This is a genomic window from Sanguibacter sp. HDW7 (genome assembly GCF_011300875.1).
In the GTDB taxonomy this organism is placed as follows: Bacteria; Actinomycetota; Actinomycetes; order Actinomycetales; family Cellulomonadaceae; genus Flavimobilis.
Map to the genome: position 1 here is coordinate 1,903,358 of NZ_CP049862.1, position 22,681 is coordinate 1,926,038.

Consider the following 22,681-nt stretch of genomic DNA (forward strand, 5'->3'; position numbering starts at 1 on the left):
TGGCTCAGAGCCTCTCGAGCGGCAGCTCGAGAGGCTCACCGACCGGGTGGTCGCCCCTGCGCAGACCCGCCCGCGCGACGCCGCCCCGGGCAAGACCGCGCCAGCGCGCACCGAGCCACACCTCGGCATCGAAACGGCGGGCGAACGCCGGCGGCTCCCCGAGCGTCCGCGCGGCGACGAGGTCGCGACCGTCAGCGTCCTCGAGGCGCCACGACCATGCCGCGGCACGGTCGGTGACGGACCCGGCGCCGACGACGGGCACCCCCGGCCCGGGGGCGGACGCCTCGGACGTCACGCCGAGGCCGCGACGAGCGCGCGGTTGACGCGCGACGCCCAGAACGGGCCCTCGTAGATGAAGGCCGTGTACGCCTGGACGAGGTTCGCCCCGGCCGCCAGGTAGCGACGGGCGTCCTGCGGGCTCGAGATCCCTCCGACGCCGATGATGGTCGGGCGCTCGCCAAGACGCTCGCGCAGGCGGGCGACGACCTCGATGCCGCGCTCGAGCTCGGGCGGGCCCGAGAGGCCGCCGGGGCCGAGGTCGTGCGCGATCGTCGTGTTGACCGCGACGACGCCGTCGAGCCCGAGCTCGAGGGCAAGGTCCGCGACCGCGTCGACGTCCTCGTCCGCGAGGTCCGGGGCGATCTTCACGAGCAGCGGCACCGTGCGCGCCGTCACCGCCGCGTCCGCGGCCTCGCGCACCGCGACGAGGATGGGGCGCAGCGAGTCGACCGACTGCAGGTCGCGCAGACCAGGAGTGTTGGGCGAGGAGACGTTGACGACGAGGTAGTCGGCGTAGGGCGCGAGGAGCCGCGCGCTCATGGCGTAGTCCCCCGCGGCCTCGTCGGCCGGCGTGACCTTCGTCTTGCCGATGTTGACGCCGACGACGGCACGGCGGCCGTTCCGCGTCGAGCGCAGGCGCGCCAGCTCCGTGGCGGCCGCCTGGGCGCCGAGGTTGTTGAAGCCCATGCGGTTGCGCAGGGCCCTCATGTCGGTGTGTCGCCACAGGCGCGGAGCCTCGTTGCCCGGCTGCGCGTGCGCGGTGATCGTGCCGACCTCGATGAACGAGAAGCCGAGCGCGGTGAGCCCCTCGACCGCCGTGCAGTTCTTGTCGAAGCCGCCCGCGAGCCCGAGGGGGCCCGCGAGCGTCCGGCCGAACGCACGCACCACGGGGCGTGCGCGGAACCGCGCGGCGAGCACGTCACGGACCCCCGGGGTCCGGCCGGCGAGCCGGATCGCCCCGTGCGCGAGGTGGTGGATCCGCTCGGGGTCCAACTTCCTGAAGACGTGGTCGAACAGCAGGTGATACACGCGGAGGGCTCCTCGGGTCGGGCGGTGGGCTCAGGCGGTCGCGGTCGGTGGTGCGGGCTTCGGCGCGTCGGTCCCGGTGCGCGGCCGCGTGCGTGCGAGCCACCACAGGCCGAGCACAGGCAGGACGAGGGGGACGTAGCCGTAGCCCTCGCCGAGGTGCGACCACACCGTCGCCTCGGGGAAGAGCTCGGGTCGGGCGAAGGACAGCAGACCGACGCTCACGACACCGACGAGCTCGATCGTCACGCTCGTCCAGGCGACCGCGCGCGAGCGAGGCGTCGCGCGCAGCAGCGCGACCGTCGCGACGACGTAGAGGACTGCGGCGAACCCGGAGAGCAGGTAGGCGACGGGTGCCTCGTCGAGCTTGGTGCCGATCTGGTAGCCGGCGCGCGCGGTCGAGGCGAGCGCGAAGATGCCGTAGAGCGCGATCATGAGCATGCCCATGCCAGAGCGCGTCGCGGGCCGGTCCGTCCGGGACTCGGGAGCGAGCTCTCTCATGCGCCGACCTCCCAGATCTGCCAGAGGCGCAGCTCGAGGAACGCGACGGTGACCGCAGCGACGAGCAGGACGACCGAGCTCCACCGGGTGCGCTCGGCGAACGCTACGAGCGCAGCACCCGGCAGGATGAGCAGGATGACGATGAGGTAGCCCCAGAGCATGATGGGCTCGCCCTGCCATCCGTGAAGGAGCAGGACGACGGCGACGACGAGCTGGACGACGAGCACGCCCTCGACGACGGCGGCTCCCCACAGCTGCTTGAGGATGACCGCACGGTCGCGCACGGCAAACCACGTGGCCCATGCGCCGAGGAGCGCGCACAGCACGAGCACGACGATCATGAGGGGCAGGAGCACGGCTCCGAGCGTACCGGTCCGTGCGGCGCGCGGGGTCGGACGTCCGGCCACGGCGCGCGCACGTAGAAGGGTCCTGTCCGGATGTCGGACGGTCGGGCTAGCATCAGGGGGTGGCTGACCTGACTCTCACCGGCAAGAATCCCTTCTCCCTCGCCGCCGACGCGCTCGTCGTCGCGACGGCGAACGTCGACGACGCGGTCGTCGTCCTCGGCGACGTCCCCGACGCTGTGCGCGCCGTCGCGGAGCACGCGCTGACGCTCGGCGTCTCGGGCTCCCTCGACGAGGTCGTGCGCGTCCCCGCCCCCGCAGGGGTCGAGGCCGCCGTGCTCGTCCTCGCGGGCGTCGGCTCCGGCACGCCCGACGCCGAGGCGCTTCGCCGGGCCGCCGGCGCCGCCGTCCGCACGCTCGGCGGCGGTCGCACGGTCCTCGCGCTCCCGGCCGACGACGCCGCGTCCGTCGCGGCGATCGCCGAGGGCGCGCTCCTCGGTGCGTACGCGTTCGACCGCTACCGCTCGGCCGACGAGGCCGCGCGCCCGACGGTCCTCGAGCTCGCGTCGCCCGCGGCCCGCACCCGCGCCGCCAAGGACGCCGTCGAGCGCGCCGAGATCGTCACGACCGCGATCAACGCGACCCGTGACCTCGTCAACGCAGCGCCCAACGACCTCTTCCCCGCGGCATTCGCGGACGCGGCCAAGGCCGCCGCGAAGGGCACGAGCGTCAAGGTCACCGTTCTCGAGGAGAAGGCCCTCCTCGCGGGCGGCTACGGCGGCATCATGGGCGTCGGCCAGGGCTCCACGCGTGGCCCGCGCCTCGTCAAGGTCGCCTACGTCCCGAGCCGCCCGGCCGCGCGCGTCGCGCTCGTCGGCAAGGGCATCACGTTCGACACGGGCGGCATCTCGATCAAGCCCGCCAAGGGCATGGAGGCCATGAAGTCCGACATGGCCGGCGCCGCCGCGGTCCTGTCGACCGTCGTCGCCGCTGCACGCCTCGGCGGCGACGTCGCCGTCACCGGCTACCTCTGCCTCGCCGAGAACATGCCGGGTGGCGGCGCGCAGCGTCCCGCCGACGTCATCACGATCCGCGGCGGCACGACCGTCGAGGTCCTCAACACGGACGCCGAGGGCCGCCTCGTCATGGCCGACGGTCTCGTGACCGCGGTCGAGGACGGCACCGACGTCGTCCTCGACATCGCGACGCTCACCGGTGCGCAGATCATCGCGCTCGGCGACCGCGTCTCCGGCGTCATGGGCACCGACGACGTCCGCGGCGAGGTCGTCACGGCGGCCGAGGTCGCGGGCGAGCAGTTCTGGCCCATGCCGCTGCCCGCCGAGCTGCGCCCGTCGCTCGACTCGAAGGTCGCCGACATCGCGAACATCGGCGGCCGCGCAGGTGGCATGCTCACGGCCGGCCTGTTCCTCCAGGAGTTCACCGACGGCACGCCGTGGGCGCACCTCGACATCGCGGGGCCCGCGTTCAACGAGGGCTCTGCATACGGCTACACGCCCGTCGGCGGCACCGGCGTCGGCGTCCGCACGCTCCTCGCGTTCGTCGAGGGTCGCTCCGCGAAGGCCTGAGCCTCCCCGACACGCAGCGAAGGCGTGCCCCCGCTCCGTGCGGGGGCACGCCTTCGTCGTACAGCGGCTTCGTCGTGCATCACCGCTCGTCGTACATCACGGCTCGTCGAACGGGTCCGGCGCCGTCCGCTTCGCGTCGACGGTCTCTGCCAGTGCGCCTTCGGACCCACGGCCTCGACGCACCGGGACTGCCCGAGCGACGGATCAGACCGCCGGCGGATCCTGCGTGAGACGCCGACCCTTCTGCTTGGTCCCCCAGTCGCGGTAGCGCTGCGGGTACCCGGTGAAACGCACGTTGTAGACCGGGACACCGAGCGAGCCTGCGACGTCGAAGGCCGTGCGCTCGTCCGGCGTCGCACGACGCGTCCACTCCCCCGTCGTCGCGACGAGCAGGACCGTCGCGGGCGTGTCGCGCGTCGGCGGCTCGACGTAGGCCTCAACCCCCGTGCGCGACGCGACGAACTCGGACAGGTGCGCGACCGCCGCACGCCCCTCCCTGCCGGGCCGGGGCGTTCCACCGTCGCGCGCACGACGTCGAAAGAGACTCATCCCACGATCGTACCGAGCGTCCCCCGCGCAGACGGTGGCGATGTCAGCGGCATCACAGCAGCCCACGGCGGAACCGGTTGGGTCGAGAGTCCTAGTGATGACAAGATGAAGTCGGCGTGATCGCCGACCGTTCGCATCTAAGGAGCTGCACGTGGCCGACACCAACGGCACTTTCGACATCGTCGTTCTCGGCGGAGGGAGCGGCGGCTACGCCACGGCCCTGCGCGGGGCCCAGCTGGGCCTCACCGTCGCGCTCGTCGAGGAGAACAAGCTGGGCGGCACGTGCCTCCACAACGGCTGCATCCCCACCAAGGCGCTCCTCCACGCCGCCGAGCTCGCCGACAACGCGCGTGAGGGCTCGAAGTTCGGCGTCAACACCGAGCTCAAGGGCATCGACATGGCAGGGGTGAACTCCTACAAGGAGGGCGTCATCTCGCGCCTCTACAAGGGCCTCCAGGGCCTCGTGAAGTCGCGCCAGGTGACCCTCATCGAGGGCCACGGCAAGCTCGTGGGTCCCGACGCGGTCGAGGTCGACGGCCAGGTCATCAAGGGCCGCAACATCGTCCTCGCGACCGGCTCCTACGCCCGTTCGCTGCCCGGCCTCGAGATCGGCGGGCGTGTCATGACGTCCGACCAGGCGCTCCACCTCGACTTCGTCCCCGGCTCGGCCATCGTGCTCGGCGGCGGCGTCATCGGTGTCGAGTTCGCCTCCGTCTGGAAGTCCTTCGGCGCCGACGTCACGGTCGTCGAGGGCCTGCCCCACCTCGTCCCCGCCGAGGACGAGGCGATCTCCAAGGCGCTCGAGCGCCAGTTCCGCAAGCGCGGCATCAACTTCTCCGTCGGCGACCGCTTCTCCGGCGTGACGCAGGACGACAACGGCGTGCACGTCACGCTCGAGTCCGGCAAGACCTTCGACGCCGAGATCCTTCTCGTCGCCGTCGGCCGCGGCCCGCGCACCGCGGACCTCGGCTACGAGGCCCAGGGCATCACGCTCGACCGCGGCTTCGTCATCGTCGACGAGCGCCTCCACACGGGCGTCGGCAACATCTACGCCGCGGGCGACATCGTCCCCGGCCTGCAGCTCGCGCACCGTGGCTTCGCACAGGGCATCTTCGTCGCCGAGCAGATCGCGGGCCTCAACCCCCAGCAGATCGACGAGTCCGGCATCCCGCGCGTCACCTACTGCGAGCCCGAGGTCGGCTCGGTCGGCGTGACCGAGGCGAAGGCCAAGGAGCTCTACGGCGACGACCAGGTCGAGTCGATCGAGTACAACCTCGGCGGTAACGGCAAGAGCCAGATCCTCGCGACGCAGGGCTTCATCAAGCTCGTCCGCCGCAAGGACGGTCCCGTCGTCGGCGTCCACATGATCGGCGCGCGCGTCGGCGAGCTCATCGGCGAGGGCCAGCTCATCGTCAACTGGGAGGCCTACCCGGAGGACGTCGCGAACCTCGTCCACGCCCACCCGACGCAGAACGAGGCCCTCGGCGAGGCGTTCCTCGCTCTCGCGGGCAAGCCGCTGCACGCCCACAACTGATCCCGGCCGGAATACTGAGGAGAGACAGAAAGATGTCTGAAGCCGTCAAGATGCCCGCGCTGGGCGAGTCCGTCACCGAGGGCACCGTCACCCGTTGGCTCAAGCAGGTCGGTGAGCGCGTCGAGATCGACGAGCCGCTGCTCGAGGTCTCGACCGACAAGGTCGACACCGAGATCCCCTCGCCCGTCGCGGGCGTGCTCGAGAAGATCCTCGTCGAGGAGGACGAGACGGTCGAGGTCGGCACCGACCTCGCGTTCGTCGGCGACGGCTCGGGCGCTGGCGAGGCCCCTGCGGCCGCCGCTCCGGCCGCCGAGGCCGCCCCCGCCCCCGTGGCCGCCCCGGCCCCGGTCGTCGAGGCCGCTCCCGCGCCCGCGCCCGTCGCCGAGGCTCCTGCTCCCGCTGCGGCCCCCGCCGGCGAAGGCGAGCAGGTCGTCATGCCCGCGCTCGGCGAGTCCGTCACCGAGGGCACCGTCACCCGCTGGCTCAAGCAGGTCGGCGACGCCGTCGAGATCGACGAGCCGCTGCTCGAGGTCTCGACCGACAAGGTCGACACCGAGATCCCGTCGCCCGTCGCGGGCACGCTCCAGCAGATCCTCGTCCAGGAGGACGAGACGGTCGAGGTCGGAACGGCGCTCGCCGTCGTCGGCTCGGGCGTCGCGCCTGCCGCTGCTCCCGCGCCCGCCGCCGCTCCCGCCCCGGCCGCTGCGCCGGCCCCGGTCGCGGCTCCCGCACCCGTCGCCGCCCCGGCACCGGTGGCCACTCCGGCCCCCGTCGCAGCTCCCGCCGCTCCGGCAGCGCCGGCCGCTCCGGTCGGTCAGCACGTCGCCCCCGCGGCTCCCGCCGCCCCGGCGCCGTCGGCCGCAGCGCAGCAGGCCTCGGGCTACCTCACCCCGCTCGTCCGCAAGCTCGCGGCCGAGAAGGGTGTCGACGTCGCGTCGCTCACGGGCACGGGCGTCGGTGGCCGCATCCGCAAGGAGGACGTCCTCGAGGCGGCCGCCAAGGCTGCAGCAGCCCAGGCAGCGCCGGCCCCGGCCGCCGCTCCCGCGGCTGCCCCGGCCAAGGCGTCGACCAAGCTCGAGGTCTCGCCGCTGCGCGGCACGACCGAGAAGGCGAGCCGTCTGCGCAAGATCATCGCGACGCGCATGGTCGAGGCCCTGCAGACGCAGGCCCAGCTGACGACGGTCGTCGAGGTCGACGTCACGAAGGTCGCGCGCCTGCGCGCCAAGGCGAAGGACGGCTTCAAGGCTCGCGAGGGTGCCAACCTCACGTTCCTGCCGTTCTTCACGCTCGCTGCGGTCGAGGCTCTCAAGGCCTTCCCGAAGGTCAACGGCGTGCTCGCGGACGACGTCATCACGTACCACGGCCAGGAGAACGTCGGCATCGCCGTCGACACCGAGCGCGGTCTGCTCGTCCCCGTCATCCACGACGCGGGCGACCTCAACCTCGCGGGCCTCTCTCGGAAGATCGCCGACCTCGCCACGCGCACGCGTGACAACAAGGTGACCCCGGACGAGCTCGGCGGCGCGACGTTCACGATCACGAACACCGGCTCGGGCGGCGCGCTCATCGACACGCCGATCGTTCCCGGCGGCACGTCGGCGATCCTCGGCACCGGCACGATCGTCAAGCGTCCCGCGGTCATCCAGGACGAGGACGGTCAGGACGTCATCGCGATCCGTCAGATCTGCTACCTCTCCCTGTCGTACGACCACCGTCTGGTCGACGGCGCGGACGCGTCGCGCTACCTCACGGCGATCAAGCGCCGCATCGAGGAGGGCGCGTTCGAGGCCGAGGTCGGTCTCTGACACCTGCGTGACCCGGAGCCCGTCGTGCCGCACCTGCGGCGCGGCGGGCTCCGTGCTTGTCCGGACCTCGCGTCCTCAGGGGGTGGGCACCAGGTCTGTCACCTCGACCGAGACAACCTTCCACGCGCCGTCAGCGTGGGTCAGACGCAAGGTGTGGTGCAGCTCGCTGCCGCCCGGGACGAGCGCGTAGGTCACGGCGACGGACGCAGCCGTCGCGTCCTGCGCGAGGACCTCGACGGAGCTCACCTCGGCACGTACCCGGGGCGGTGTCTCCTCGCCGCGCAGCACGCGCGAGACGAGTGAGAGATCTGCGTCGCGCACGGGACCCGGCCCGACGATCGTCGCGAGACGCGCCTCGACCGAGGCAGTCGTCGACGCGAGGTCCTCCGCAGGGACGGGCGCGAGCCCGGCGAGGACGTCGACCCGTCCGACGGTCGCGCGCCGGGCGGCCTCGGCAGGGCCGTCCTGACCTGGCGTCGGCGATGCGGAGGTGCCTGCTCCGGACGTCGTGGGCACGGAGGCGGCGGATGCCGGCTGTTGCGGACCGAGGCGGCCGCCCTTGAGGTGCAGGAGCGCCGCGGTGCCCGCCACGACGACGAGCACGATCCCCGCCGTGACGGCGGCGCGCGGAGGCCGTCGCACCGTGCGCGAGCGTGGGAGCGGGCGCGAAGCGGCACGTCCGGGCAGGGAGCTCGCACGCCGGAGGTCGGAGTTCGCCGGGGTGGGTGCGGCCAGGGAGGTGCGGGTGCCGACCGGGCCGACGCCGGGGCGCGCCGAGACCCGCGCCGAACCCCGCGCCGTCCTGCGCGCCTGGGGCGGCGGGGCGACGGCGAACGCCTCGCCGTCCCGGACGATGGCACGCCAGTCGGCGGTCGTCGCGGTGAGCACAGGCGAACCGGACGCCTCGGGCCCTGCCTGCACGTCGGGGTTCCGATCAACGGTCGGTCGGTCGACCAGAGTTTCCTCGGACCTCGCCTGCACGTCGGGGTAGCCCTCGGGGTCCGCGTCGATCGCGGCCCTCAGAGCGAGCGCCCGCATCGCGAGGTCGCCGGGAGCGGGTGCCGACGTACCCGTCGCGGCGGCGAGCAGGTCGCGGACCGCACGAGGCGCACCCGCGCCCGTTCGCTCGAGGTGCCGGACGAGCCGCTGCGCGACCCCACGCGTGAGGTCGTGGGGCTCGTCGCCGTACGGCTCGTCGTCGTAGGGCACGGCGGACGCTCCCGCGTCCCCGGCGGCAGCGGGACGCGTCCTGGCGACCTCGAGGGCCCAGGGCCACGGGTGGAGCTGCAGGGGCGAGTCGGCTCCGGGGTCACGCGCAGCGTCCGCGACGAGCGCGTCGACGGCAGCGGCAGGGACGGAGACGCCGCACGCGCGCAGCGCGACGGCGCCGCGGCAGGCGGCGACGAGGACGTCGAGCATGCGCGCTCCCGGCAGCCCGGCGCCGGCGTCCGAGACCTGCGGCCCGCCAGTGCGGCGCGCGCTCGCCGCGAGCCAGACCAGCACGAGCGTGCGCGGCGCCGGTGCCGCGCGATCGCCGACGGGCATCGCCCCGACGAGAGGGACGACGTTCTCGTGCTCGAGCCCGAGGAGCGCAGTCGTCCGGGTGCGCAGCAGCTCCCAGCGGGAGGCCGCACCGACGGTCAACACAGTGACCTCGTGCTCAGCCCCGTCGGCACTCACCGCGGTCCACGGGAGGGCACCGTCCGTAGTCCCGACCGCGTTCAGCCCGAGCCTCGTGAGCCCCTCGCGCACGTCTGCCGCCCGCTCGTCGGACTCACGGCCGCACGTCTCCTCGTCGTCCATCCCTGCATCCAAGCGCGTCGGCGGCGCGCACGGGCGTCGTCCACAGGCTGCGGCGCCCACGGTGCCGCCGCGGGCTGGACGACCCGGCACGACGCACGTCACGGGGCTACCGTGACGTCATGGATGTCGTCGATCTCGGTCTCGGGACGCAGCTGCGCGACTTCGAGGAGACGTGGGAGCTCCAGCGTCGCCTCCACGCCGACGTCCTCGAGGGACGGCGTCCCGACACGCTCCTGCTGCTCGAGCACGCCGACGTCTACACGGCTGGGCGTCGCACGCGGCGCAGCGACCTGCCGACCGACGGCACGCGCGTCGTCGACATCGACCGCGGTGGCCGCATCACGTGGCACGGCCCCGGACAGCTCGTCGTCTACCCAATCCTCCGGCTCGCCGAGCCCGTCGACGTCGTCGCGTACGTGCGCGCGCTCGAGTCGGCGATCATCGCGCTGTGCGCGGACCACGGCCTCACGACGGTCCGCGTCGACGGGCGCAGCGGTGTGTGGGTGCCAGGGACCCCCGAGGCAAAGGTCGCGGCGATCGGCTGCCGCGTCGCCAAGGGGGTGACGATGCACGGGCTCGCGCTCAACGTCGACCCCGACCTCACCGCGTTCGACCGCATCGTCCCGTGCGGGATCGACGACGCGGACGTGACGTCACTCACGCGCTCGACGAGCACGCCGCTCGCGCCGGCGACCGTCGCCGACGGCCTCGTCGAGCACCTCGTGAGGGAACTCGCGTCGTTGCGCGCCTCCGGACCCACCACGGTGACCCGGCGGGACCTCGAGCACATCGCTGTCTGACCTGCAGCGGCGGTCCGGCACCCGGATCCCTCGGGTGAGGAGCACCCGGCCGACGTACTGTGGGACCTCCGTCCTTCACACCCCAGGAGAGCACGTGACGATCGCACCCGAGGGCCGCCGCATGCTGCGGGTCGAGGCACGCAACGCAGCCGTCCCGATCGAGAAGAAGCCGGGCTGGATCAAGACGCGCGCGACGATGGGGCCCGAGTACACCGAGCTCAAGGACCTCGTCCGCTCGGGCGGCCTCCACACGGTGTGCGAGGAGGCGGGCTGCCCCAACATCTACGAGTGCTGGGAGGACCGCGAAGCCACGTTCCTCATCGGCGGCTCCGAGTGCACGCGCCGCTGCGACTTCTGCCAGATCGACACGGGCAAGCCCGCGGCGCTCGACCGCGACGAGCCGCGCCGCGTCGCCGAGTCGGTCCGCCAGATGGGTCTCAAGTACTCGACGATCACCGGCGTCGCCCGCGACGACCTGCCCGACGGCGGTGCCTGGCTCTACGCCGAGACGGTCCGCCAGATCCACGCGCTCAACCCCGGCACGGGCGTCGAGCTGCTCATCCCCGACTTCAACGCGGTCCCCGAGCTCCTCGCCGAGGTCTTCTCCTCGCGCCCCGAGGTCCTCGCGCACAACCTCGAGACCGTGCCGCGCATCTTCAAGCAGATCCGCCCCGGCTTCCGCTACGACCGTTCGCTCTCCGTGCTCACGCAGGCGCGCGACGCGGGCTTCGTCACGAAGTCGAACCTCATCCTCGGCATGGGCGAGACGACGGAAGAGGCCGAGGAGGCGATCGTCGCGCTCCACGAGGCCGGCACCGACCTCCTGACGATCACGCAGTACCTGCGCCCGAGCCCGCGGCACCACCCCGTCGACCGTTGGGTCAAGCCCGAAGAGTTCGTCCACCTCTCCGACGTCGCCGAGGCGACCGGCTTCCTCGGCGTCATGTCGGGCCCGCTCGTGCGCTCCTCGTACCGCGCCGGTCGACTGTGGGGTCAGGCCATGACGCGTCGGGGCCTCGAGATCCCCGCAGAGCTCGCACACCTCGCCGAGCCGACGACGTCGCGCCAGGAGGCCACCCACCTGCTCGCCCAGCTCCCGACGTCCTGACCGAGCCACCCGAGAACGGCACTAGACTGACGACCATGGCCCGCAAGAAGGACGACGCCGCTGCGCCCGCGCAGGCGGCCACGAAGAAGACCAAGGTGAAGAAGCGCCGGTGGTACCACCAGGTGTGGGACGCCTACAAGATGACGGTCGCGCAGGATCCGGCGGTTCGCTGGTGGATCCTCGGGACGTTCGTCGGCATCCTTGCCGTCGCCGTCATCCTCGGCATCGTCCTCAAGGGCCTCTGGTTCTGGGTGATCCTCGGTCTGCCGACCGCGGTCCTCGGCGCCATGTTCGTGCTCGCTCGGCGCGCCGAGCGTGCCGCGTACGCCCGCATCGAGGGACAGCCCGGCGCCTCGCTCGCGGCGCTCGGAACGATCCGTCGCGGCTGGACCTTCGACCAGGAGCCGGTCTTCATCGACCCCCGCACGCGTGACGCCGTCTTCCGCGGCGTCGGCCGCCCGGGCGTCGTCCTCTTCGTCGAGGCGCCTGCCGCCCGCGCCCCGCGCGTCGGCGAGGCCGAGCGCAAGCGCACCGCGCGCGTCCTGCCCAACGTGCCCGTCACCGTCGTCCAGGTCGGCCGCGAGGCCGGTCAGGTCCCGCTGCCCAAGCTCGTCCGTCACGTCACGAAGCTCAAGCCGTCGATCAACAAGCACGAGATCTCCGTCGTCCTCAAGCGCCTGCAGTCGCTCGGCACGGCACGCCTGCCGATCCCCAAGGGCGTCGACCCCATGCGCATGCGCGTCGACCGCAAGGGCATGCGCGGTCGCTGAGCCGCCCCGCTTCACGCGAAGGAGGCGCCCACCCCGGACGGGGTGGGCGCCTCCTGTCGTTTCCGGTGGCTCTCGGCGGCTCAGCGCCGGACGAGCACCGTGCCCGCGCCGCGGTCGTGAAGGCCCCGCCCGTCGCCGTCCCACACGACCGCGGGGATGACGAGGCACAGCAGCACCGCACGCACGGCCGCACGCAGGGGCCCGACGAACGTCGCGCCGTCGACGCGTCGGACCCCGATGCCGAGGACCCTGTGCCCGAGCGTGAAGCCCAGGAACGCGACGAGCAGCACGTTCTCGACGAGGAACACGAGGAGCGTGGCCGCCGCGTCGCCGTCGAACAGCAGGGCGGACACGCCCATGCACGCGAACCAGTCGACGAACAGCGCAGGGATGCGCCGCCCGAGCGTCGCGAGCGACCCCGGGCCCTCGGGCGGGAGCCCGAGCCTCTCCCCTGCCGCGCCGTCGCCCGCGGGGGCGCCCTCCAACCACGAACCGATGTCGTCTCTCGAAACCACGGCTCCACCCTACGTGGGCCTGGGCGGGCCGCCGTTCACACAGATCTCACACGGGGGCCGCGTGCGTAACACGGCCGAAACACGAGGGTCACGGTCGAGAAATCGCGGTCTCCTAGCGTGGGGCATGCCCGAACGAGGGCGCCCCACTCTCCCCAAGGAGCTACGGATGTTCACCACCGCCGAGGAGGCCATCGCCTTCACGCGCAACGAGGGCGTCGAGTTCGTCGACGTGCGCTTCTGCGACCTGCCCGGAGTGATGCAGCACTTCAACATTCCGATCGCGCAGTTCGAGGAGTCCGCCTTCACGGACGGCATGATGTTCGACGGGTCCTCGATCCGCGGCTTCCAGGCCATCCACGAGTCGGACATGAAGCTCATCCCCGACGTCACGACGGCGTACATCGACCCGTTCCGCAAGCGCAAGACGCTCATCGTGAACTTCTCGATCGTCGACCCGTTCACGGACGAGGCGTACTCGCGCGACCCCCGCAACGTCGCGTTCAAGGCCGAGGCGTACCTGCGCTCGACGGGCATCGCCGACACCGCGTTCTTCGCCCCCGAGGCCGAGTTCTACGTGTTCGACGACGTGCGCTTCGCGACGACGCAGCACTCCGCGTTCTACTCCCTCGACTCCAAGGAGGCCGCGTGGAACACCGGCCGCGAGGAGGAGGGTGGCAACCTCGGCTACAAGACGCGCTACAAGGGCGGCTACTTCCCCGTCTCCCCCAACGACCAGATGGCCGACCTGCGTGATGACATGTGCGCGGTGCTCTCCGAGGTCGGCCTCGAGGTCGAGCGTGCCCACCACGAGGTCGGCACGGCCGGTCAGCAGGAGATCAACTACAAGTTCTCGACGCTCACCGCAGCGGCCGACGACCTCATGAAGTTCAAGTACGTCATCAAGAACGTCGCGTGGGAGGCCGGCAAGTCCGTGACCTTCATGCCGAAGCCGCTCTTCGGTGACAACGGCTCGGGCATGCACTCCCACCAGTCGCTGTGGAAGGACGGCAAGCCGCTCTTCTACGACGAGGCCGGCTACGGCGGCCTGTCCGACATGGCGCGCTGGTACATCGGCGGTCTCCTCAAGCACGCTCCCGCGCTGCTCGCCTTCACGAACCCGTCGGTGAACTCCTACCGCCGCCTCGTGCCCGGCTACGAGGCCCCGGTCAACCTCGTGTACTCGGCCCGCAACCGTTCCGCGTGCATCCGCATCCCCGTGACGGGCTCCAACCCGAAGGCGAAGCGCGTCGAGTTCCGCGTGCCGGACCCGTCGGCCAACCCGTACCTCGCGTTCGCGGCCCAGCTGCTCGCGGGCATCGACGGCATCAAGAACCGCATCGAGCCGCCGGAGCCGATCGACAAGGACCTCTACGAGCTCCCGCCCGAGGAGCACGCGCTCATCGAGCAGGTCCCCGGGTCGCTCAACGAGGCGCTCAAGGCGCTCGAGGCCGACCACGACTTCCTCACGGTCGGCGGTGTCTTCACGCCCGACCTCATCGAGACGTGGATCGACTACAAGCGCACCCACGAGATCGACCCGGTCCAGCTCCGCCCGACTCCCCACGAGTTCGAGCTCTACTACGACTGCTGACACCCGGTAGCCGCTCCCGACGGGGCCCTCGCGCAGGATCTGCGCGCGGGCCCCGTCGTCGTTGCGGTAGGTTCGCTCTGCCCGCCCCGCGTCCTGTTGGAGGACCCCGTGACCGTTCCCGACGTCAGCCCGCGCTACCTCGACGAGGTCGACCCCGCCGCGCGTCCGCCGCGCTGGCTGCCCAAGGCCTTCGTCATGGCGGTCGTCGCGACGATCGTGGGCGTGCTCGCGTGGCGCGCGATGGGCATGCTCACGGCCCTCTTCACGAACCTCGTCATCGCGCTCTTCATCTCGCTCATGCTCGAGCCGATGATCGCGTGGCTCGTCCGCCACCGCTGGAAGCGCGGGGCCGCGACAGGCGTCGTCATGGGCGGCGCGTTCCTCGCGATCGTCGCGATGATCGCGATGTTCGGCACGATGTTCGTCACGCAGGTCATCGAGCTCGGCAAGTCCGTCCCCGAGACCTACGAGAACATCCGGACGTGGGCGTCGGAGAGCTTCGGCGCCGAGCTTCCCGAGAAGGAGAAGCTGCTCGGGCAGGCGATCGACGGCTGGGGCGACGACATCGCGTCGTCGGCGCTCGGCATCGGCAGCTCGCTGCTCGGCTTCATCTTCGCCGTCATGACGATCGGCCTCGTCGTCTACTACCTGTGCGCGGCCGGCCCGAAGTTCCGGGTCGCGATCTGCTCGTGGCTCGCGCCGAAGAACCAGGTGACGGTCCTCCACCTGTGGGAGGTCACGCAGGTCAAGGTGTCCGGGTTCATCAACTCGCGCCTCGTGCTCGCGTTCCTCTCGACGGCGTTCACGCTCGTCTTCCTCATCGTCCTCGACATCCCCTACTCGCTGCCGCTCGCGCTGTTCACGGGGATCGTCTCGCAGTTCGTCCCGACGATCGGCACGTACATCGGCGGCGCGCTGCCGATCCTCCTGGCGCTCGCGCAGAGCCCCATGAAGGCGCTCGCCGTCCTCGTCTTCATCGTCGTCTACCAGCAGATCGAGAACTACATCTTCTCGCCGAAGATCTCGCAGAAGGCCCTCGAGATGAACCCGGCCGTCGCGTTCGTCGTCGTCCTCGCGTTCGGCGCAGTCTTCGGGGCGCTCGGCGCGTTCCTCGCACTGCCCGTCGCGGCGACGATCCAGGCGGTCGCCTCGACGTACCTGCGCCGGCACGAGCTCGTCGACTCCGCGCTCCTGCGTGAGCACGAGCCGGCCGACGGCTGGAAGGGCACGGCCGATCCGGACGACACGGGCGTCGTGCGGATCCCCGCGGTCGAGGAGCCCGACGACGGCGCACCGGCCGACGCTGCGCCCGAGGACGGCCGCGCCTGACGGCTCTCGTCACCACGACGGCGACTCGGGCGCCCTAGCAAGCTCAGGCGCCGTAGAACACCCTGTCGACGACCGCGCGGCAGCGCCGCGCGGTTCTCAGGTACGTCTCGTCGAGGTCGTTCGCGTCGTGCCCGAGCAGCCGCGCGACGCCCTCGAGATCCCGCCGTGCCGACGGCAGAGCGTCGACGGCCGACCCGTCGGCGCGACCCGACCACAGGACGTTCGCGTTGCGCACGGACGACGCGAGGAGCCACGCCTCCCGCAGGACGTCGGCATCGGCCCCCTCGAGGATCCCCTCGGCGGCAAGCACGTCGAGCGCGCCGAGCGTCGACGTCGTGCGGAGCGCGGGCACTCGGCCCGCGTGCTCGAGCTGAAGCAGCTGGACGGTCCACTCGACGTCGGCGAGCCCGCCGCGCCCGAGCTTGACGTTGCGTGCCGGATCGGTGCCGCGCGGCATGCGCTCGGCCTCGACGCGCGCCTTCGTCCGGCGCACCTCACGGGCCTTGTCCGTCGGCAGGTCCGACGGGTAGCGGACGGGGTCGACGATCGCCGCGACCTCGTCCCAGAGATCCTCTGGCCCCGCGACCCGTCGGGCGCGCAGGAGCGCCTGCGCCTCCCACACGAGCGACCACCGCGCGTGGTACTCGGCGAACGACGCGACCGACCGCACGAGCGGCCCGTTGCGGCCCTCGGGCCGCAGGTCGGCATCGACCTCGAGCGACGGCTCGGAGCCGACCTCACCCAGCAGCGTGCGCAGGCGTGAGGCGACAGCCGTCGCGTACGTGTGGGCGTCGCTCTCCGCCGCACCCTCGCGGGCCCGGTGGACGAACTGCACATCCGCGTCGGAGCCGTAGCCCGACTCGCGTCCTCCGAGCCGGCCCATGCCGATGACGAGGACGTCGGCGAGCGGCGCGTCGAGGCGCTTCTCCGTCCGGACGACGTGGTGCGCGATGCGCAACGCCGAGGCAAGGACGACGTCCGTCACGCCCGAGACCGCGTCAGCGGCGCCGAGGACGTCGACGAGGCCGAGCGCCTCGGCCGCCGCCGTCCGCGCAAGCTCCCGGCGCCGCAGGGCACGGACCGACTGGGTCGCGAACGCGACCTCGTCGGCGCGCGTGAGCACCGAGTCGATCTCGCTGCTGAGCCTCTCCGCGCCCGGCGGCTCGAGCTCGGCATCGTCGCCGAGCCACGACACCGACTCGGGCGAGCGCGCGAGCGCGTCGGCGAGGTAGCGCGAACCCGCGAGCAGCCGGGCGAGGCGGTGCGCGGCCGTCCCCGAGTCGCGCAGCAGCTTGAGGTACCAGTGGCTCGAGCCGAGCTCCTCGGACAGCACGCGGAACGCGAGCAGCCCCGCGTCAGGGTCTGCTCCCTCCGCGAACCAGCCGAGCATGACGGGCAGCAGCTGACGCTGGATCGCCGAGCGCCGCGAGACACCCTCTGTGAGCGCCGCGATGTGCCGCGCCGCGCCCGCAGGGTCGCGGTAGCCGATCGCCGAGAGCCGAGCCCGGGCGTCCTCGGGTCGCAGCGAGACCTCGGACGCCGAGAGCCGCGCGACCGCGGGAAGCAGCGGCCGGTAGTACAGACGCTCGTGCATCGCGCGGACCGTCTGCCGCGTGAGCCGCCACGCCGCGAGGAGCCCCTCGGCGCCCTCAGTGCGCAGCCCGACCGACCGCGCGAGGCGACGCAGGTCCGGCTCGGCCGTCGGCAGCAGGTGCGTACGGAACAGGCGGTGGAGCTGGAGACGGTGCTCGAGCACGCGCAGGAAGCGGTAGCAGCGCGCCATCTCGTCGCGGTCGTCACGCCCGACGTAGCCCGCGGCGGTGAGCGCGTCGAGCGCCGTGAGAGTCGTCGCGACCCGGATCGACGCGTCGGCCCTGCCGTGGACGAGCTGGAGGAGCTGCACCGTGAACTCGACGTCGCGCAGACCACCCTTGCCGAGCTTGACCTGACGGTCGGCCTCCGCCGCCGGCACGTGGTCCTCGACACGACGGCGCATCGCCTGCGCGTCCGCGACGAAGTTCTCCCGCGTCACCGCCTGCCAGACGAACGGAGAGACGGCCTCGAGGTAGGCCGCGCCGAGCTCCACGTCGCCCGCGACGGGCCGCGCCTTGAGCAGCGCCTGGAACTCCCACGTCTTGGCCCAGCGCTCGTAGTACGCGCGGTGCGACGCGACCGTGCGGACGAGCGGGCCGTCCTTTCCCTCGGGCCGCAATGCCGCGTCGACGGTCCACAGCGGCGGCTCACCGGCCGGCTGCGCGCACACGCGCGCGAGCGCCGCCGCGAGACGTGCACCGTCCTGGAGGGCCACAGTCTCGTCGACGCCCTCGACGGGCTCGGCGACGTGGACGACGTCGACGTCGGAGACGTAGTTGAGCTCGCGCGCGCCGCACTTGCCCATCGCGACGACCGCGAGACGCGTCCCGGCGCCGTGGCCCGCGAGGCCGGCACGAGCGATCGCGAGGGCAGCCTCGAGCGCGGCGGCAGCGAGGTACGAGAGCGCCGCGGCGACGGCCGGCAGGACGTCCTCGGGCGCGGCCGAGGCAAGGTCCCACGCGGCGATGTGCGCGAGCCGGCGCCGGTACGCGCGCCGCATGGCGTCGGTCGCATCGGCGAGGTCGGCCGGCGCGGCCGCGTCCTGCACCTCGTCGGACGACGCGTCGAGCACGATGCCGCACGCGACGGGCACCGCGGCCGACGGGTCCGCGCCCGCTGCCCGCAGCAGCTCGGCCCGCACGGACGACGGCGCGACACCGAACGGGCTCTCGTCGGAGAGCACGTCCGCGAGCACGTCCGGGTGCCGGACGAGCTCGTCACCGAGCGCGACAGAGGCCCCGAGCACCGCGAGCAGACGCGTGCGGGCGTCGTCGGCGGCGGCGAGAGCGCTCCGCAGCACGTCCTCCTCCGGGCGGCCCGCGACGGCCTCCGCGAGGCGCACGAGCGCGAGCAGAGCGGCATCCGGGTCCGCGACGGGCGCGAGCGCGACGAGGAGCGCGTCCTGGTCGACGAGCACGCGCGCGAGCGCGGCGTCGGCGAGAAAGGTCTCGGCGCGCGCAACCTCGAGGAAGCCTGCACGGCGCAGCCGGGTGCTCGTCGACTCGCGGCGTCCGCCCCCGACGACGGGACCCGGGACGCTCATCGGCCGACCGCCCCGGTCACAGGACGGGCAGGAAGCGCTCGAGCTCGTAGGGCGTCACCTGCGAGCGGTACGACTCCCACTCCTGACGCTTGTTGCGCAGCACGAAGTCGAAGACGTGCTCGCCGAGGGTCTCGGCGACGAGCTCGGAGCGCTCCATGAGCCGGACGGCCTCGTCGAGCGACTGCGGAAGCGGCTCGATGCCCGCCGCCCGACGCTCGGCGTCCGTGAGCAGCCACACGTCCTCGGCAGACCCCTCGGGCAGCTCGTAGCCCTCCTCGATGCCCTTGAGCCCCGCCGCGAGCAGCACCGCGAACGCGAGGTACGGGTTCGCCGCCGAGTCGAGCGCGCGGTACTCGATGCGCGAGGAGTTGCCCTTGCCCGGCTTGTACATCGGCACGCGCACGAGCGACGAACGGTTGTTGTGGCCCCAGCAGATGTAGCTCGGCGCCTCGGCGCCGCCCCACAGCCGCTTGTAGGAGTTGACGTACTGGTTGGTGATCGCCGTGATCTCCGCGGCGTGCGTGAGCAGGCCCGCGATGAACGCGCGACCCGTCCGGCTCAGCTCGTGCTGCGCGCCCGGCTCGTGGAACGCGTTGCGGTCGCCCTCGAAGAGCGACAGGTGCGTGTGCATGCCCGAGCCCGGGTGCTCCGCCATCGGCTTCGGCATGAAGGACGCGTACACGCCCTGCTCGAGCGCGACCTCCTTGATGACCGTCCGGAACGTCATGAGGTTGTCCGCGGTCGTCAGCGCGTCCGCGTAGCGCAGGTCGATCTCGTTCTGGCCCGGCCCGGCCTCGTGGTGCGAGAACTCGACCGAGATGCCCATGGTCTCGAGCATCTGGATCGCCGCACGACGGAAGTCGTGCGCGTTGCCGCGCGCGACGTGGTCGAAGTAGCCCGCCTGGTCGACGGGCACGAGCGGCTGACCCGGCTGGAGCGGCGCCTTGAAGAGGTAGAACTCGACCTCGGGGTGCGTGTAGAACGTGAAGCCCTTCGCGGCCGCACGGTCCATCGCACGCTTGAGCACGTGGCGGGAGTCCGCGAGCGAGTGCGTGCCGTCCGGGTTGAGCAGGTCGCAGAACATGCGCGCGGTCCCGTTGCGGTCGCCGCGCCACGGAAGCGTCTGGAAGGTCGACGGATCGGGGCGCGCGACCATGTCGGCCTCGTACACGCGCGTGAGGCCCTCGATCGCGGAGCCGTCGAACCCGATACCCTCGGCGAACGCCCCCTCGAGCTCGGCCGGCGCGATCGCGACGGACTTGAGCATGCCCAGGACGTCGGTGAACCAGAGGCGGATGAAACGGATGTCGCGCTCCTCGACGGTGCGAAGCACGAACTCCTGCTGCTTGTCCATGAGCACATCCTGCCTGAGAAGTGTTACGAGCACGTTGCGCGACCGCACCCGATCTGCGCGGACGGCCGCGCGCACGTCCTAGGCTGGAGGCATGCCAGACCTGCGCCTCGCGCTCGCTCAGGCCGACACGTGCGTCGGCGACCTCGTGGGCAACGCCCGCCTCGTCCTCGACGCGGTCGCCGCGGCGGCGGCCGGCGGGGCGCGCCTCGTGGCGCTTCCCGAGATGACGCTCGCGGGCTACCCCGTCGAGGACCTCGCGCTGCGCGCAGCGTTCCGCGACGACGCCATGGCCGCGGTCGACGCCCTCGCACGCGACCTCGCTGACGCAGGGCACGGGGACGTCACCGTCGTCGTCGGGACGATCGGCACGACGAACACGCCCGACGGTCCCCGACCGACGAACCGCGCCGTGGCGCTGCGCGAGGGCCGCGTCGTGGCGACGTACGACAAGCGGCACCTGCCGACGTACGGGGTGTTCGACGAAGCCAGGATCTTCGAGCCCGGCACGACGACGACGGTGCTCGACGTCGACGGCCACCGCGTCGGGCTCCTCGTCTGCGAGGACCTGTGGCGCGCCGACGGGCCGGTCGCCGAGCTCGCGGACGCGGACCTCGACCTGCTGCTCGTGCTCAACGGCTCGCCGTACGAGGAGGGCAAGGACCCCGAGCGCCTCGGGCATGCACGGCGCGCGGCGGCGACCGTCGGCGCGCCCGTCGCGTACGTCAACCAGGTCGGCGGCCAGGACGACCTCGTGCTCGAGGGCGGCAGCTTCGTCCTCGACGTCTCGGGCCAGGTCGTCGCGCGCTCGCCGCAGTTCGAACCGGACCTGCTCGTTCACGACGTCCCTCGACGCGGCGGCACGCTCGCGCGCGGGCGCGTCGCTCCCCCGCTCCACCCCGACGAAGAGGTCTACCGCGCGTGCGTCGCCGGGCTCGCCGGCTACGTCCGCAAGAACGGCTTCCGCTCGGTCGTCCTCGGGCTGTCGGGCGGCATCGACTCGGCGCTCGTCGCCGTCATGGCCGCCGACGCGATCGGCGGCGAGAACGTCGTCGGCATCTCCATGCCGTCGTCGTACTCCTCGCAGCACTCCAAGGACGACGCCGCCGACCTCGCGCGTCGCATCGGCGCCGACTACCGCGTGCAGCCCATCGGAGGGACCGTCGACGCGTTCGAGCGGGACCTGCCGCTCGACGGCGTCGCCGCCGAGAACCTCCAGGCACGCGTCCGCGGCATGATCCTCATGTCGCTCTCGAACGCCGAGGGCCACCTCACGCTCGCGACCGGCAACAAGTCCGAGCTCGCCGTCGGCTACTCGACCGTCTACGGCGACGCCGTCGGCGGATACGCCCCCCTCAAGGACGTGCTGAAGTCCCGCGTGTGGGCCCTCGCCCGCTGGCGCGACGACCACGCGCTCGACCACGGCAAGATCCCGCCGATCCCCGAGTCGTCCATCACGAAGCCGCCGTCGGCCGAGCTCCGCCCCGGGCAGGTCGACCAGGACTCCCTGCCGCCCTACGACCGGCTCGACTCCGTCCTCGAGGACTACGTCGGCCGCAACCTCGGCCACGACGCCCTCCTCGCGGCGGGCCACGACCCTGCGACGATCGAGCTCGTCCTGCGGCTCGTCGACCGCGCCGAGTGGAAACGACGCCAGTACCCGCCGGGCCCCAAGGTCACCGCGGTCGCGTTCGGACGCGACCGCCGCCTGCCCGTCACGAGCCGCCGCCGGGAGGCGTCGGCACCGATCCCCACGACGACCTCGAAGGAGCAGCCATGAGCCAGCCCACCACCTCCGACGCAGGCGCAGCGCCCAAGCGTGTCCGCGTCCACCACCTGCGGGAGGCGAAGAAGGCAGGGCGACGCCTCACGATGCTCACCGCCTACGACCTGCCGACCGCACGGATCTTCGACGCGGCAGGCGTCGACATGCTGCTCGTCGGCGACTCCATGGGCGACAACGTGCTCGGCCACGAGAACACGTTGCCCGTGACGCTCGACGAGATGATCCCCGCCGCACGCGCCGTCGCGCGCGGCGCACGGCGCGCGTTCGTCGTCGCGGACCTTCCCTTCGGCACGTACGAGGCCTCCCCCGCGCAGGCGCACGCGAGCGCCGTCCGCATGATGAAGGAGGCAGGCGTCCACGCCGTGAAGATCGAGGGCGGGCACCGCATCGCGGCGCAGGTCGAGCTGCTCACGCAGTCCGGCATCCCCGTCGTCGGCCATCTCGGGTTCACGCCGCAGTCCGAGAACCTCCTCGGCGGCAAGCGCATCCAGGGCCGGGGCGACGCCGCCGACCGGCTCAAGGCCGACGCGCTCGCCCTCCAGGACGCGGGTGCCGTCGCGGTCGTCCTCGAGATGGTCCCCGCACCCGTCGCACGCGACGTCACCGAGTTCCTCCACATCCCGACGATCGGCATCGGCGCCGGGCCCGACTGCGACGGGCAGGTGCTCGTCTGGCTCGACATGGCGGGCATGGGCGACTGGTCGCCCCGCTTCGCCAAGCAGTTCGGGCAGGTCGGCGCGGCGCTCAGCGCCGCCGCGCGCGACTACGTCGCCGAGGTGACGGGCGGGACGTACCCCGGCCCTGAGCACTCCTACGAGAGCTGAGACCACGCACGGGGCCCCGGCACCCTCCTCGGAGGGTGCCGGGG

19 protein-coding genes are annotated in these 22,681 nt (G+C 72.4%); 10 read left to right on the top strand and 9 right to left on the bottom strand.

The features are described 5' to 3' along the window. Positions 1–4: 4 nt before the first annotated feature. From G7063_RS08845 to G7063_RS08860, 4 genes are read right to left on the bottom strand one after another with little or no spacing between them, the layout of a single operon-like run. Positions 5–295, bottom strand: coding sequence for a hypothetical protein (locus tag G7063_RS08845; RefSeq protein WP_166414072.1), 291 nt, complete (start codon positions 293–295; stop codon positions 5–7). Continuing rightward, a complete protein-coding gene (locus G7063_RS08850) occupies positions 292–1,308 on the bottom strand; it encodes a quinone-dependent dihydroorotate dehydrogenase (protein ID WP_166414073.1) in 1,017 nt (338 codons plus the stop codon). The genes G7063_RS08845 and G7063_RS08850 overlap by 4 nt, the downstream gene beginning before the upstream one ends. 30 nt (positions 1,309–1,338) lie before the next feature. Next, on the bottom strand, positions 1,339–1,806 hold the full coding sequence (locus tag G7063_RS08855) for a hypothetical protein (RefSeq protein ID WP_166414074.1): 468 nt from the start codon (positions 1,804–1,806) through the stop codon (positions 1,339–1,341). Next, positions 1,803–2,162 carry a hypothetical protein gene (locus tag G7063_RS08860; RefSeq protein WP_166414075.1) on the bottom strand — a complete coding sequence of 120 codons (360 nt, stop codon included), beginning with the start codon at positions 2,160–2,162 and terminating at the stop codon, positions 1,803–1,805. Before G7063_RS08860 ends, G7063_RS08855 begins: the two co-directional genes overlap by 4 nt. Positions 2,163–2,272: 110 nt before the next feature. On the opposite strand from G7063_RS08860, the gene G7063_RS08865 reads away from it, so the two are divergent. Continuing rightward, entirely contained in the window at positions 2,273–3,736 is a 1,464-nt protein-coding gene (locus tag G7063_RS08865; protein ID WP_166414076.1) for a leucyl aminopeptidase, read from the top strand. Between the two features lie 204 nt (positions 3,737–3,940). Here the strand turns inward: G7063_RS08865 and G7063_RS08870 are convergent, their stop codons facing one another. Continuing rightward, the gene (locus G7063_RS08870; protein ID WP_166414077.1) at positions 3,941–4,285 is read right to left on the bottom strand and encodes an oxidoreductase; all 345 of its coding nucleotides are present in this window, start codon (positions 4,283–4,285) and stop codon (positions 3,941–3,943) included. 151 nt (positions 4,286–4,436) lie between these two features. On the opposite strand from G7063_RS08870, the gene lpdA reads away from it, so the two are divergent. Together lpdA and sucB are read left to right on the top strand one after the other, a co-directional pair. Then, positions 4,437–5,819, top strand: a complete 1,383-nt coding sequence (gene lpdA / locus G7063_RS08875) for a dihydrolipoyl dehydrogenase (RefSeq protein WP_166414078.1) — start codon at positions 4,437–4,439, stop codon at positions 5,817–5,819. A gap of 32 nt (positions 5,820–5,851) precedes the next feature. Continuing rightward, the gene (gene sucB / locus G7063_RS08880) at positions 5,852–7,624 is read left to right on the top strand and encodes a 2-oxoglutarate dehydrogenase, E2 component, dihydrolipoamide succinyltransferase (RefSeq protein ID WP_166414079.1); all 1,773 of its coding nucleotides are present in this window, start codon (positions 5,852–5,854) and stop codon (positions 7,622–7,624) included. Between the two features lie 75 nt (positions 7,625–7,699). Here the strand turns inward: sucB and G7063_RS08885 are convergent, their stop codons facing one another. Further along, a complete protein-coding gene (locus G7063_RS08885; RefSeq protein WP_166414080.1) occupies positions 7,700–9,427 on the bottom strand; it encodes a hypothetical protein in 1,728 nt (575 codons plus the stop codon). A 119-nt stretch (positions 9,428–9,546) separates the two neighbouring features. Between G7063_RS08885 and lipB the strand changes: the two genes are divergently transcribed. The 3 genes from lipB (at position 9,547) to G7063_RS08900 (ending at position 12,105) form a co-directional block, all read left to right on the top strand. Beyond that, positions 9,547–10,227 carry a lipoyl(octanoyl) transferase LipB gene (gene lipB / locus G7063_RS08890; protein ID WP_166414081.1) on the top strand — a complete coding sequence of 227 codons (681 nt, stop codon included), beginning with the start codon at positions 9,547–9,549 and terminating at the stop codon, positions 10,225–10,227. 94 nt (positions 10,228–10,321) lie between these two features. Beyond that, a complete protein-coding gene (locus G7063_RS08895; protein ID WP_166414082.1) occupies positions 10,322–11,335 on the top strand; it encodes a lipoyl synthase in 1,014 nt (337 codons plus the stop codon). A 35-nt stretch (positions 11,336–11,370) separates the two neighbouring features. After that, positions 11,371–12,105 (top strand): DUF4191 domain-containing protein, encoded by a 735-nt coding sequence (locus G7063_RS08900; protein WP_166414083.1) that lies wholly within the window; start codon positions 11,371–11,373, stop codon positions 12,103–12,105. 80 nt (positions 12,106–12,185) lie between these two features. Here the strand turns inward: G7063_RS08900 and G7063_RS08905 are convergent, their stop codons facing one another. Next, positions 12,186–12,620 carry an RDD family protein gene (locus tag G7063_RS08905; protein WP_166414084.1) on the bottom strand — a complete coding sequence of 145 codons (435 nt, stop codon included), beginning with the start codon at positions 12,618–12,620 and terminating at the stop codon, positions 12,186–12,188. Between the two features lie 166 nt (positions 12,621–12,786). On the opposite strand from G7063_RS08905, the gene glnA reads away from it, so the two are divergent. Together glnA and G7063_RS08915 are read left to right on the top strand one after the other, a co-directional pair. Beyond that, positions 12,787–14,211: a type I glutamate--ammonia ligase gene (gene glnA, locus G7063_RS08910; protein WP_166414085.1), complete on the top strand. Its 1,425-nt coding sequence runs from the start codon at positions 12,787–12,789 to the stop codon at positions 14,209–14,211. A gap of 108 nt (positions 14,212–14,319) precedes the next feature. Further along, positions 14,320–15,540: an AI-2E family transporter gene (locus tag G7063_RS08915; RefSeq protein ID WP_240916015.1), complete on the top strand. Its 1,221-nt coding sequence runs from the start codon at positions 14,320–14,322 to the stop codon at positions 15,538–15,540. A gap of 43 nt (positions 15,541–15,583) precedes the next feature. Here the strand turns inward: G7063_RS08915 and G7063_RS08920 are convergent, their stop codons facing one another. Further along, positions 15,584–18,676: a bifunctional [glutamine synthetase] adenylyltransferase/[glutamine synthetase]-adenylyl-L-tyrosine phosphorylase gene (locus G7063_RS08920; protein WP_166414086.1), complete on the bottom strand. Its 3,093-nt coding sequence runs from the start codon at positions 18,674–18,676 to the stop codon at positions 15,584–15,586. 16 nt (positions 18,677–18,692) lie between these two features. Then, entirely contained in the window at positions 18,693–20,030 is a 1,338-nt protein-coding gene (locus G7063_RS08925) for a glutamine synthetase family protein (RefSeq protein ID WP_166414087.1), read from the bottom strand. Between the two features lie 91 nt (positions 20,031–20,121). On the opposite strand from G7063_RS08925, the gene G7063_RS08930 reads away from it, so the two are divergent. Both G7063_RS08930 and panB read left to right on the top strand, forming a co-directional pair. Continuing rightward, a complete protein-coding gene (locus tag G7063_RS08930) occupies positions 20,122–21,807 on the top strand; it encodes an NAD+ synthase (protein WP_166414088.1) in 1,686 nt (561 codons plus the stop codon). Continuing rightward, positions 21,804–22,637: a 3-methyl-2-oxobutanoate hydroxymethyltransferase gene (panB, locus tag G7063_RS08935; RefSeq protein WP_166414089.1), complete on the top strand. Its 834-nt coding sequence runs from the start codon at positions 21,804–21,806 to the stop codon at positions 22,635–22,637. Before G7063_RS08930 ends, panB begins: the two co-directional genes overlap by 4 nt. The last annotated feature ends 44 nt before the right edge of the window (positions 22,638–22,681 follow it).